The organism is Clostridium sp. chh4-2 (assembly GCF_002899675.1).
Taxonomy (GTDB): Bacteria; Bacillota; Clostridia; order Lachnospirales; family Lachnospiraceae; genus CHH4-2.
In genome coordinates this window covers 37,842-51,392 of the sequence record NZ_PKUU01000020.1, presented here as the reverse complement: position 1 = coordinate 51,392, position 13,551 = coordinate 37,842, and the positions used below count along the sequence as shown (strand labels likewise).

The following is a 13,551-nucleotide window of genomic DNA, read 5'->3' as shown; positions in this document are numbered from 1 at the left end:
TTTCGGAAAATGCTTTGAGGATTGAAGTAAAAGGGTGAAGGCATTTTCAGAAAAGCCTTCACCCTTCGTGTAAAAAACAAAATCCTCAATCTCTCTCAATTTCATCTGTAAATTCCCAAATGTATATGATATAATTGCCCAGGTATTTAATTTCAAATATTATAATTATTCAGTACTCTAACAATTACAAGCAAAAAATACATGCGAAATCGCCTCTAACTATTTAAAAAGGACAATTTTAAACATGCAAAAAGACCTAACCACAGGGCCAATCGCAGGCACCATGCTGCGGTTCGCCCTCCCCATGATAGCCGGAAACCTGCTTCAGCAATTTTACAACATCGCGGACACTTTAATTGTAGGACGCTACCTCGGCGTTCAGGCTCTGGCCGCAGTAGGAGCCGCATACACGCTGATGACATTTCTCACCTCCATTCTTCTGGGACTCTGCATGGGGAGCGGCGCTGTTTTCTCCCTGCGTTATGGAGAAAAAAATGAAGCCGTTCTCAAAAACAGCATCTTCCTCTCCTTTATACTCATTGGAATAACCGCGCTGGTCCTAAATATCGCCGTATTTATATTCATAGACCCAATCATGCGCCTGCTCTGTGTTCCCGTGGAAATCTATGATCTGATGAGGACATACCTGTGGATCATATTCTACGGCATCATAGCCGTATTCTTATACAACTATTTTTCCTGCCTTCTCCGGTCGGTAGGAAATTCCTTCATTCCACTGGTATTTCTGGGCATATCGGCTGTGCTGAACATACTGCTGGACCTGATATTCGTCCTAAAATTTGGCTGGGGAGTAGCGGGAGCCGGCGCTGCCACCGTAATATCCCAGTTCGTATCAGGAATCGGAATCTTTTTATACACACTTTTAAAAATGCCTGAATTCCGCATAAATAAAAGCCACATGAAATTCAACCGCAGCGTTATGTCGGAAATCGCCGGATTCTCCTTTCTAACCTGCATCCAGCAGTCAGTGATGAATTTCGGAATTCTGATGGTTCAGGGATTGGTAAACAGCTTCGGCGCAGCTGTCATGGCCGCATTTGCCGCCGCCGTTAAAATCGACTCCTTCGCCTACATGCCGGTCCAAGACTTCGGAAATGCCTTTTCCACCTTCATCGCCCAAAACTACGGCGCAGGAAAACATGACCGGATTAAAAAAGGAATCAAAAGCGCAGTCATAACTTCTGTCCTGTTCTGCCTGGCCATTTCATCAATCGTATGGATATTCGCAAAAGATCTTCTGCTGATCTTCATACAGCCCCAGGAAACAGAGATACTGGCAGTCGGCGTCCAATATCTGCGGATTGAAGGAGCATTTTACTGTGGAATCGGCTGCCTGTTTCTGCTGTACGGACTTTACCGGGCAATACGCAAACCGGAAATGTCCGTAATTCTCACAGTTATCTCGTTGGGCACCAGAGTGGCGCTGGCCTATCTGTTATCGGCGATTCCGTCTATTGGGGTTGTCGGGATATGGGCGGCGGTGCCGATTGGATGGGTTCTGGCTGATTTCGTTGGATTCCTATATTATCATTTACATAAAGGGTGAAGGCATTTTCGAAAATGCCTTCACCCTTTATGTAAAAATCCCCGTATTTCTTGATCTTCCCCCTCATTTGCCGTATGATAAACACAAACCCTAAAGTTAACTTTAAATTAATCCACAAAGGAGGTCACTCATGACATATACCATCGGCGATATCGCCCAAAAAATCGGTCTTACCCCATCCACCCTGCGATACTATGACAAAGAAGGCCTTCTCCCCTTTGTAGACCGCACCGAATCCGGCATCCGCCGTTTCAAAGATTCAGACATGGAATGGCTGTCCATCATCGAATGCCTGAAAAATACCGGCATGTCCATCAAAGAGATCAAAGCCTTCATCGATTGGTGCATGGAAGGCGATTCCAGTTTAAGCCAGCGTTACGAACTTTTCCTGGAACGGAAGCGCGAAACAGAAAAGCAGATTAAAATGCTGCAAAACTCATTAGACCTCATCAACTACAAATGCTGGTATTACAAAACAGCTTTAGACGCAGGCACTGAACAAATCCATAAAGCACTGCCGGCGGATCGGAAAAAAGAATGCCCTTATGTACCACACAATCATGCGGTCAAATAATTTTTTCGTAAAAATTTACATCAAGCCTGAAGTCATTTCTGAAAATGCCCTCACCCTAAAAGCAGGCCAAAGGCGCCAAGCATTCTGCCCGGCGCCTTAACTATAGACTTTATTTCCCTTTTTAATTTCTGCCTACCGTCTTTCCAATATCCCCAGCAGCTTTTCCACATCTTCCTTCGTAGCCTTAGGAAGCGGGAATGTAGCCTTATCCGAATCAATGATCCCGAGCGCCGCCATAGCCGTCTTAATATAAGGCACAAATGGAACGCCCACCCCATAGATATCCATCAAACGGTTCACTTCCTGCTGTTTTTCGGAGATTTTCTGAAGATCATTTTCTTCAAATGCGTCCATCCATTCCTTAAAGAATCCAGGAATCACATTGGACAGACCACCGATGCATCCATTTCCGCCAGAGATAACATTATACGCAAAGTTATCATCAAAACCGGAATAAACCTTAAAATCAGGAAATTCTGATTTCACCATCTTAATGATTTCCCTCGTATGCGCCACTCCCGGAATCGTATCCTTGCAGCCCACGATATTGGAGAATTTACGGGCCAGGCGGAGCATAACCTCAGGTGATATATCATACCCGGTTCTGTCAGGGAAGTTATAGATATAGATATCCCCCTTCACCTCATTGGCAATTTCAGCATAAAAATCATAGATGCTGTCATCCGTAAGCGTGAAATAATAAGGCGGTATGATAACGACTCCATCCGCACCGCATTCCAGCGCAAAATTCGACAATTCTATCGTCTCACCCGGGATCATGCTGTTGGTTCCGACCAGAATTTTCACCCTGCCCTTAATCTGATCCACGGCAAAACGTATAATTTCCTTCTTATCCTCTTTTGAAACAGCGAAAAATTCCCCGATGCTTCCAAGCACCAGAATCCCGCTGATTCCTCCGTCAATCAAATGATTGTATAACTTCTTCAAACTATCAAAATCCGGCTTTCCGTCTTCTTTAAACAACGTAACCGCCGGGGTAATATACTCTGCTTTCATTCATTAACCCCTTTCTTCCGCCTTTTAATATCCTGCGCCTTCCATCGCTGAAAGCGCATGGTCGGTATACCGTTTATAAAGTCCCTTTCTTCCGGAAGATTTCTTAATTCCCTCTTCACTCCGCTTTTTAAGAACTTCTTCGATCTCCTCCAAAGGCATCTCCTTACCGTCAATTCCAACTACATTAAGGCTTCTCTTCTCCACATCATATTCGATGATATCGCCTGTCCTGATAAATGCAAGAGGGCCTCCACGGGCCGCTTCAGGAGATACATGGCCGATGGCCGCTCCCCTGGTAGCTCCGGAAAATCTTCCGTCCGTTACAAGAGAAACCGAACCGTTTAAATCCTTATCACATACGATGGCTTCTGTTGTCATCAGCATTTCCGGCATACCGCTTCCTCTGGGGCCTTCATAACGGATCACAACGATGTCTCCCGGGTTGATCTTCTTATTAACCACGTCGTCATGAGCGGCCTCTTCGCTGTCATAAACCCTGGCCGGGCCTTTGTGGCTGCGAAGCTCTTCCGTACATGCGGAGTATTTGATAACCGAACCTTCCGGGGCCAGATTTCCTTTAAGAATGGCTACGGAACCATTTTCCTTAACTTTCTCAACCGGGAAAATCACATCTTCCCGTTCCAGACCGTAATTGTGAAGATATCTCACATTTCTTTCGAAGAACCGGTCCTTCTGAATCATTTCCAGATTCTCTCCCAAGGTCTTTCCGGTAACGGTCATCACATCCAGATCCAAATGATCCCTTAACATCCACTGAACCATAGGCACACCGCCCGCAAACCAGAAGCTCTCCGTCAGATGCTGACCGCTGGGGTTCACGTTGCAGAGATGAGGAACCTGATGGTTGATCTCATCAAACCATTCGATCGGCAGTTCAAAGCCCGCCTCCTTTGCGATTGACGGAAGATGGATCGTAGCGTTGGTGGAGCCGCCGATGGCGCTGTGAACTACGATAGCATTTCTCATAGACGCAGGGGTGATGATCTTAGTCGGGGTGATTCCCTTAGCCGCCAGTTCCATAATAATTCTGCCTGCCCGCCTTGCATATTCCAATATATCCCGCATAGTTGCAGGCACAAGGGCACTTCCCGGCAAAGCCATTCCGAGCGCTTCCGCCATACACTGCATGGTAGATGCGGTTCCGAGGAAGGTGCAGGCGCCCACAGAAGGACAGCCGGTAATCTTGTATTCACGAATCTCTTCTTCCGTTATCTCATCCTTGCGTTTCTGCCTCAGAGAGATATCACCCGCCACTAAAGACGTGGTCATATCAGGCCCCGGCCTCATGCTTCCGCCCGGAAGGAAAATCGTAGGAATATTCATTCTGGCAGCCGCTTTCAGGTGAGCCGGTATGGACTTGTCACAGGAACTGGAAAGCACCATTCCGTCCCACGGCAGCGCGCTGGCATGGACTTCCACCATATCGCAGACCGCTTCCCTGGACGCCAAAACAAGGTTCATTCCGTCATGTCCCTGGGCGCATCCGTCGCAGATATCCGTTATATGATATTTTGCTCCGTAACCGCCTCTTTCCAGCACTCCCCATTTAACCTGATCTGTCACCTGGTTTAAATGAACGCTTCCAGGATGAGAATCTCCATATACATCTTCAATTAATATCTGCGGCTTCGTGATATCCTCTTCCGACCAGCCGCTGCCCAGCTGCAGTGAATCAAACTGAGCCCAAAGCAAACGCTCTTTTTTACTTCTCTGTTCCATATTATCCACTTCCCTCTTTTACATAAAGGGTGAAGGCTTTTCGCAAAAAGCCTTCACGTTTTACATTAAAGGTGAAGGCTTTTTCGAAAAAGCCTTCACCCCTTATGTAAATCTGCCGCCAGCTTACATCTTAATATTCAATTTAATATTCAATTTCCACACTCAACGGCTTCTTACCCAACAACTCAACACTTCTGTCATCCGGCTGGCTTCCGCCCACATAAACTGCGAACCTGCTGCCGTCCTTCCTTCTGTTCCCGCCGTCATCAACGATCTGGAACGCTTTTTCTCCCAGATGAAGAGTAACCGTCTTCTTCTCACCGGCCTTCAACGCCACACGTTCAAAAGCAGCCAGCCTGTGATTTCTCACCTCATACTCAGAATCCAGATCCTTCATATAAAGCTCAACGACTTCATCCCCATCCCAGGAACCTTTATTTTCAACCGTAACAGTAACCTTAACTCCGCCTTCACCGGTTTCGGTCTTCAGATCACTGTACTCATAATCCGTATAGCTGAGTCCATATCCAAACGGATACAACGCAGGAACTTCCATGTAGCGGTAAGTTCTGCCCTTCATCGCATAATCCGTAAAGGACGGCATTCCCTCCGCCGATTCATAGAATGTGATCGGAAGTTTTCCGGATGGATTCACATCGCCGAACAGGATTCTTGCTATGGCCAGTCCGCCTTCTCCGCCCGGATACCAGCCCTGTACAATCGCTTTTACATTCGGCGTATCCTGGAGCCATTTCAGCTCAACGGCACTTCCTGTCATGTTTACGATTACAATATCAACTCCTGTTTTAATAACAGCTTCCAGCATATGAATCTGGCTGTCAGGAAGGGCTGTGGTAGGTTTATCCGCCATGCTCACTTCTCCGCCGCCGAAACGGTTTCCGTTATCCTGCTGTTCGCCTTCATATCTTTCATCCAGACCCACGCATACAACAGCAAGTCCTGCCGTTTTTGCAACAGCCACCGCTTCTGCAACACGGTCATCCGCAAGCGCAAGCCGCTCCACTCTGTCCAGCATCGTATGGCAGCCTTCGGAATAGTGAATTCTCACATCCGGCGCAACCTCTTCGATACCGTCTAAAACAGTCACATATTTAGGCGCTGTTCCGTGATAATTTGCGATTAACGGCCATCTGCTGTCCGCATTCGGCCCGATCAGAGCCAATTTCTTTAAATCCTTGCTAAGAGGAAGAATTCCCTCGTTTTTCAAAAGCACCACAGAGTTTTCAGCAGTTTTTATGGCTTCTTCCCTGTGCTCCTTACATGCGATCACATCATAAGGGATTTTATCATATTCACAATCGTCCGCGAATAAGCCCAGTCTCAGACGGGTTCTCATCGCATGAACAGCTGCTTCCGTAATATCCTCTTCCGTTACCAGACCTTCCTGATATGCCTGCATCACCTTCAGATAAATATTTCCGCAGTTAATATCACAGCCCATCTTCAGCGCCAATGCCACAGATTCGGTAGCGGTTGTTGTCACCTGATGATTCTCATGGAAATCTTTGATTGCCCAGCAGTCAGAAGTAAAATATCCGTCAAAATGCCATTTATCCTTTAAAATGTCCTGCATCAGCAGCTTGCTTCCGCAGCAAGGCTCTCCGTTGGTCCTGTTATAGGCCCCCATCACGCCTTCCACTTTGGCTTCCTTCACACAAGCTTCAAACGCCGGCAGATAGGTCTCCCAAAGATCCTTGTCAGATACCACCGCATCAAATTCATGCCGCAGCTCTTCCGGCCCGCTGTGAACCGCAAAATGTTTTGCGCAGGCAGCCGCCTTCAGATACTTTCCGTCTCCCTGCATGCCCTTAATAAATTCGACGCCCAGAACGGATGTAAGATAAGGATCTTCGCCGTAAGTCTCCTGGCCTCTACCCCATCTCGGATCGCGGAAAATGTTGACGTTCGGTGACCATAAAGTCAGCCCTTTATAGATATCTCTGTCCTCTTCCTCCGAATAAGCATTGTATTTGGCCCTTGCTTCCGTGGCAACGATGTCGCCTATCTTATGCATCTCTTCCGGGTCAAACATGGCAGCCAAACCAATGGCCTGCGGGAACATCGTAGCTGTGCCCGCTCTTGCCACTCCATGCAGAGCTTCATTCCACCAGTGATATCTTGGAATATCCAGATGTTTAATTGCAGGTGCATCAAAGCGAAGCTGGGACGCTCTCTCTTCCAATGTCATCTTGGAGACCAGTTCCCTGGCCTGTTTTTCAAAATCCATTTTTACCGCCTCCTCTGTCTCATCATTTCTCTATGTATTCAAAATACTCAAAGTCCGCATACTTGGAAAATCCGGACATATCCTGAACACAAATACCGATAAATGCGCCGGTAAACGCAGATGTGTCAATATGTTCATCGGAAATTCTAAGAGCATCACAATCATTTCCATATTGTGTATATGTGATTCCATCTAAGGAATACAGGAACCGCACCAACTCGTAATCGGCCTCCATCTTCAGCCATACCTTGCCCGATTCCGGAAGCTTAACATAGGCAAACGGTTCAGAATACTCCCCATTATCACAGCTTAAAATCGCCAGCATCTTTCCTAAATTCTCATCGTGGCTGATTCTCAGATAGTAATATTGGGTCGTGTTATAGTAATATACAAGTCCTGCCATCTGTTTGAAGTAGTCCGGCTCAAACTCCACTGCCGCCGACGCTTCAAATACAAATGACTGCTGCCGCCTTGCCACCAACGTCTGTTTAAACTTGGAAAGCAGGCTTTCTTTTCCATACAGCCGCATATATCCCGGACGGGCTGTCAAGGACATCATATCATCCTCCAGCGGACGCCTTAACGTCTGCAGATCCATATCCCACGGTTTGCCGGGAGCAAATGTATACCGTTTATGAATTGGTTTGGGCATGGATGCCTTAAACGGAACCTTTACCGATTCAAACGGTTCATTGCCGCCGTCCGTCAATCGGATCCATCCGTCCTCGTCAAAACAGATGCTCTGAAGCGCTGTCTCTCTTCCCAGCACACAATACCCGCGGTCCGGCCCAATTGGACGGCCGCACAGATGCACCATAAACCATTCCCCATTCTGCGCCTGCACAATGCTGGCATGGCCTGCCCTCTGAAGCATGGCAGATGGTTTGTCTCTGGATGTGAGCATAGGATTTTCCGGATCAAGCTCATACGGACCGTCGATCTGTTTCGAACGGGCTACCGTAACCGCATGGCCCAATTCAGTTCCTCCCTCCGCCACAATCAGATAATAATAATCTCCGATGTGATACAGATGAGGCCCCTCTGTTTTTCCGATATCAGACCCTAAAAAGATCTTCTTAACCGGGCCCACGCATTTTTTCTGTGTTTCATCATATTCTTCCAGCAAAATACCGGAAAAACGGTTATGGCCCTCCCTGAAATCCGTCTCCATGGTCACAAACCATTTTCTTCCGTCCGTATCATGGAACAGGGACGGGTCAAATCCATAACTGTTAATATAAATCGGTTCCGACCACTCTCCGTCAATGGTGTCGCAGGTAACAAGATAATTATGGGTATCCTTTAAGCAGTCTTTCGTAAGCGAGTTGGTATAAACCAGATAGAACGTCCCGTTGCAAAAGGACAGGCAGGGCGCCCATACGCCGCCGGAATCAGGAACTCCAACCATATCCAGCTGGCTTCTCCTGTTTAGCGGCTGAGCCACCACCTTCCAATTAACCAGATCCCTTGAATGATGAATCTGAACGCCAGGAAACCACTCAAATGTAGAGGTAGCGATATAGTAATCATCTCCGACCCTGAGAATTGACGGGTCCGGGTTAAATCCCTTTAAAATTGGATTGTGGGCAATACCCATAGTTTTCCTCCTTTTCCTTAACCTTTAACAGCACCCTGGGTTAAACCGTTGACAACCTTCTCCTGTGCAAAGAAGTATAAAAGGATAACCGGGAGAGAACCAACTAAAATTGCGGTAAGAATCGCCGGAATATTAACTGATTGGAAACCATAAAACTCACGGATACCTAAAGGAAGCGTTTTCTTCGCTGTGGTGTTAATCAAAACATTGGCATTAATAAATTCATTCCAGATATTCAAAAATGTATAAACTGTAACGGTAGAAAGTCCTGCTCCTGACAATGGGATCATGATCTTTCTGAAGATACCGATCGTATCGCAGCCATCGATAATCGCCGCTTCTTCGATCTCCCTCGGTATCTCTTTGAAGAACTGTGTCAGAATAAATACGGAAATCGGTATATTATAGCTGATATAAGGTCCGCAAAGTCCGATCAGCGAGTCATTCAAATGAATGGAACTCAATAATGTAAATGTAGGAATCAACGTTGTATGTACCGGAATCATCATACCTGCGATGATTAAAAAGTAAAGCGCATTAGAACCTTTGAATTTCATCTTGGCAAATGCAAACGAAATCATCGATGAAACGATTACAATCAAGGATACGCTGACTGCGGATACAAAAGCACTGTTGAGGAAATAACGCAGGAAATCCGGCTTGAATACGGCTTTATAGTTTCCAAAGAAGAATTTACTGGGTAGAGCCCAGATATTCTTCAAATATTCAGCCATGTCCTTAAAGCTGTTTACCAACAGGAAAATAAACGGAAATCCCGTTATGATCAGGATAAGTATGCAGGCCGCATATAATAAGGCTTTAACTAAACTTCTCTTTACCTTTGGATTCATGCTTTATCCCCCTTCCTGGAAGTTGCATATAAGAAGACGCAGGCGAAAGCGAAACAGATCAGGAACATATAAGCAGCTATCGTACTGGCATATCCCATCTGGAACTCCGTAAAGCCCTTCTTATACATATAAGTAGCCATAAGTTCTGTACTTGCATTAGGCGCACCGCCCATCATAACGTAGAATAAGTCAAAATATTTTAAGGATCCAACCAGCTGCAGGACCGCAGATGTTCTCATAGTCGGTACAATCAAAGGCAGGGTGATGTTGGTAAAGCACTGCCATGAATTAGCGCCGTCGATTCTGGCTGCTTCATACAGTTCTTCAGGAACGTTAGTTAAACCTGCTTTAAAGATGATCATGTAATACGGAATAAACTGCCAGCAGATAACCAACAGGATGGACGGAAGTGCCGAACCTCCCTGAAGGAATGCGGTAGACATCGGAATGTGAAGCGCTTTAATAAGCTTTGCAAGTAAACCGAAGTTCGGGTCATAAAACAGAATCCACATGATACCGGTTGCTACCGTTGAAAGCAGCATTGGCATAAAGAATACGGTACGGAAAAATTTTGTAAACCGGATTTTGCTGTTAATCAACAGCGCTAAAAGCAGCGCGCCCGGCATCTGAATAAACATAGAAACAATTACCAATATTAAATTGTTTTTCAGGGAATTCCAAAAGCTCATGTCCTTGGCAACTGCGACATAATTCGATAAACCTATAAATGTTTTATTAGCGCTGATGCCTTTCCAGTCCATCGTGCTGTAATAGAACGTCCTGGCAATACCAAGAAGATTGAAAGTCCCGTAAAAGAATAACGCTGGAAGGACAAACAGTAAAACTAATCCGGTTTTTTTCCAACGTTTTGATGCTGCTGTTGTTTTATCCATTCAAAAACCCCCTCTAAAAAGAGTTAAAAAATGCACAGGCAGACCGTCTGCCGAACACTGCCTGTGCAAATTCCCCTAAAACTTAGTTATTATTTGTCCAATACTTCTTTTGCTTTTGCCTCCATATCAGCAGCAGCCTTCTCAGGAGTTGTGGTTAAACCGAACAGATCATATGTAGTCTGTTTGTGCAGAGCACCCATATCTGTAGGAAGGAACTGATCGTAGAAGTTCTGAATATAATCTGCATTCTGAATGAAATCATCAGCAGCCTGTGTTAATTCATTAGGCATGGTAACGCCTACAGCACCTGTAATAACGCCTGCGTTGTCAACACTGTCCTGGCTGAATTCTTTGTCTGTCAGCATGTGGATCAATTCAAATGCTTCTCTTGGATACTTACAGGATGCGGAGATAGAGTAAGCATTTCCGCCGCCTAAGATCTCTTTATCAGTACCTTTTCCGCCCTCGATAACCGGGAAGTTGAAGATTCCTAAGTTGTTCTCATAGAACTCAGGAGCTTCTGACATACAGTTGGAGAACATACCATTTGTCTGAACGATGTGAGCAGCCTGTCCGCTGTAGAATAACATACGGGAACCGCCTGTATCGTAGTTAATACCATTACATCCTTCCGGATAGTAACCCTTGTTGATCCATTCCTGAATCTTCTGGCCTGCTTTGATAAAGCTTTCGTCTTCAAATGTTCCGCCGTTTTCACGGTTATAAGCATTTAAGAATGCATCTTTGCCGCCTTCACGCAGTGATAAGTAGATGAATGTCAATGCGCCCGGCCACTGGCTTGCGTTGCCAAGTGCCAAAGGAGTGATTCCGGCTTCTTTGATCTTATCGCAGTTCGCTTCAAATTCAGCCAATGTCTTAGGAACTTCCAGTCCTAAATCAGCATAGATCTGTCTGTTGTAATAAACTGGTGTAGGTCCGCATGAATATGGAAGTGCATAGTTTTTGCCCTTAATCTGGAACAAGCTGAGTGCTGAAGGATAATATTCATCAGCAACTTCCTTTACCCAGTCATCGATATCCAGAACTTTTCCTTCATCGATAAAGGATTCCAGCCAGCCGCCGCCCCAGGATACGAAGATATCAGGTTCCTGTCCTGCTGCCATAGCTGTTGCAAGTTTTGTCTTATAAGGATCGTTTTCATTAACAACATCCACAACTTTAATGTTTGGATACTTCTCCATGAATCTGTTCATTGCATTGGTAACTGTAGAATGACGTTTTTCATCAATTGCAATGTGCCATACGGTCAATTCAATTTCATCTTTGGTGAGTTCAACTCCGCTGCCCCCCGCTGCTTCTGTTGCTGCCTCACTTGCTGCCGCTGTCGTATCGCCAGCCGGAGCTGCCGTTGTCGCTGCCGGAGCTGCTGTTGTTGCTGCCGTTGTAGGAGTACTTCCTCCGCCTGAACATCCTGCCAGGTTACCGGCTACCATTGCTGCTGCCATTAATAGTGCCAAGCTTCTTTTTTTCATAAAATATCTTCTCCTTTTTCTTTATTTCACAAGGGTTTCCCCAATCGTGCTTTATTTTGAACAATTCCTATGAAAATGGATTCTCCGTTTTATATCTTACCCCTTTCGGCTGATTATAGCCGATTTCCTCGGTATCCACGCCTATGTACTTAAATACCTCATACAGTGTTTTGCCAAAATGTCCGAATGCAACCGCACCGTGATGTGGATAATTGCCTTCCAGCAATACATGACGGTAGAATCTTCCCATCTCAGGAATTGCGAATACGCCGATCGCTCCGAAGGAGCGTGTAGCTACCGGAAGCACTTCTCCCTGTGCCACATAAGCTCTTAACTTGCAGTCCGCTGTGCTCTGCAGACGGTAGAATGTGATGTCGCCAGGTACGATATCGCCTTCTAACGTTCCCTGTGTTACCTCTTCAGGAAGGCTTCTTGCCATAATCAGCTGATATTTCATAGCGCAGAAGGATAATTTCTTAGAGCTGGTATTTCCGCAGTGGAATCCCATGAAGGTATCCTTATGTGTATAATCGTATTTACCCTTAATATCTTCTTCGTAAATATCATCAGGAACCGTATTGTTAATATCCAGAAGAGTTACCGCATCCTCGCTTATGCAGGTTCCGATAAACTCGCTGAGCGCGCCGTAGATATCAACCTCACAGGATACAGGAATTCCTTTTCCTGTCAAACGGCTGTTTACATAACATGGAACAAATCCAAACTGTGTCTGGAATGCAGGCCAGCATTTTCCGGCAATAGCCACATACTTTCTGTATCCTCTGTGCTCTTCCACCCAATCCAGAAGGGTCAGTTCATACTGAGCAAGTTTTGGTAAAATCTCAGGTTTCTGATTGCCTTCTCCAAGCTCTGCTTCCATATCTTTTACAACATCCGGAATTCTCGGATCGTTGTCATGTTTATGGTATGCTTCAAACAGATCCAGTTCAGAGTTTTCTTCAATCTCAACGCCTAAATTATAAAGCTGTTTAATCGGTGCGTTGCAGGCCAGGAAGTTCATTGGACGAGGTCCGAAGCTGATAATCTTTAACTGGGAAATGCCCACAACCGCTCTTGCGATCGGAACGAATTCATGAATCATATCAGCACATTCTTTAGCAGTTCCTACCGGATATTCCGGAATATAAGCTTTCACATTGCGAAGCTTTAAGTTGTAGCTTGCATTCAGCATACCGCAGTATGCGTCTCCGCGTCCCTGTACTAAGCTGTCCCCTGATTCCTCAGCCGCAGCCACAAACATAATCGGTCCGTCAAAATGTTTCGCAAGCAGTGTTTCGGAAATCTCAGGTCCGAAATTGCCAAGGTATACAACGAGGGCATTGCAGCCGGCATTCTTAACATCCTCTAATGCCTGAACCATATGAATCTCGCTCTCTACGATGCAGACAGGACATTCATAGATATCTTCTTTTCCGTAAGCTGCTTCATACGCCTCCACCAGAGCCTTTCTTCTGTTTACAGATAAAGATTCCGGGAAACAGTCGCGGCTTACTGCCACAATACCGATTTTTACTACTGGAATATTCTCCATCTTCTCTCCTCCATTCTGC

General features: G+C 45.8%; 10 protein-coding genes. 2 read left to right on the top strand and 8 right to left on the bottom strand.

Annotated features, from left to right (window positions below; all coding sequences use genetic code 11):
- The first annotated feature begins 244 nt into the window (after positions 1-244).
- Together C0033_RS19120 and C0033_RS19115 are read left to right on the top strand one after the other, a co-directional pair.
- On the top strand, positions 245-1,567 hold the full coding sequence (locus C0033_RS19120; protein WP_103229501.1) for an MATE family efflux transporter: 1,323 nt from the start codon (positions 245-247) through the stop codon (positions 1,565-1,567).
- A 130-nt stretch (positions 1,568-1,697) separates the two neighbouring features.
- Positions 1,698-2,141 carry a MerR family transcriptional regulator gene (locus tag C0033_RS19115; RefSeq protein ID WP_103229500.1) on the top strand — a complete coding sequence of 148 codons (444 nt, stop codon included), beginning with the start codon at positions 1,698-1,700 and terminating at the stop codon, positions 2,139-2,141.
- 132 nt (positions 2,142-2,273) lie between these two features.
- Here the strand turns inward: C0033_RS19115 and C0033_RS19110 are convergent, their stop codons facing one another.
- The 8 genes from C0033_RS19110 to C0033_RS19075 form a co-directional block, all read right to left on the bottom strand.
- Positions 2,274-3,158, bottom strand: coding sequence for a dihydrodipicolinate synthase family protein (locus tag C0033_RS19110; protein WP_103229499.1), 885 nt, complete (start codon positions 3,156-3,158; stop codon positions 2,274-2,276).
- A 24-nt stretch (positions 3,159-3,182) separates the two neighbouring features.
- Entirely contained in the window at positions 3,183-4,898 is a 1,716-nt protein-coding gene (ilvD, locus tag C0033_RS19105) for a dihydroxy-acid dehydratase (protein WP_103229498.1), read from the bottom strand.
- Between the two features lie 142 nt (positions 4,899-5,040).
- A complete protein-coding gene (locus tag C0033_RS19100) occupies positions 5,041-7,146 on the bottom strand; it encodes a glycoside hydrolase family 3 C-terminal domain-containing protein (protein ID WP_103229497.1) in 2,106 nt (701 codons plus the stop codon).
- A gap of 22 nt (positions 7,147-7,168) precedes the next feature.
- Positions 7,169-8,743, bottom strand: a complete 1,575-nt coding sequence (locus C0033_RS19095) for a glycoside hydrolase family 43 protein (RefSeq protein WP_103229496.1) — start codon at positions 8,741-8,743, stop codon at positions 7,169-7,171.
- A 17-nt stretch (positions 8,744-8,760) separates the two neighbouring features.
- Positions 8,761-9,594 carry a carbohydrate ABC transporter permease gene (locus C0033_RS19090; protein ID WP_103229495.1) on the bottom strand — a complete coding sequence of 278 codons (834 nt, stop codon included), beginning with the start codon at positions 9,592-9,594 and terminating at the stop codon, positions 8,761-8,763.
- A complete protein-coding gene (locus C0033_RS19085) occupies positions 9,591-10,487 on the bottom strand; it encodes a sugar ABC transporter permease (protein ID WP_103229494.1) in 897 nt (298 codons plus the stop codon). The genes C0033_RS19090 and C0033_RS19085 overlap by 4 nt, the downstream gene beginning before the upstream one ends.
- Positions 10,488-10,576: 89 nt before the next feature.
- The gene (locus C0033_RS19080; RefSeq protein WP_103229493.1) at positions 10,577-11,980 is read right to left on the bottom strand and encodes an extracellular solute-binding protein; all 1,404 of its coding nucleotides are present in this window, start codon (positions 11,978-11,980) and stop codon (positions 10,577-10,579) included.
- 67 nt (positions 11,981-12,047) lie between these two features.
- Entirely contained in the window at positions 12,048-13,532 is a 1,485-nt protein-coding gene (locus tag C0033_RS19075; RefSeq protein WP_103229492.1) for an L-fucose/L-arabinose isomerase family protein, read from the bottom strand.
- Positions 13,533-13,551 lie beyond the last annotated feature (19 nt).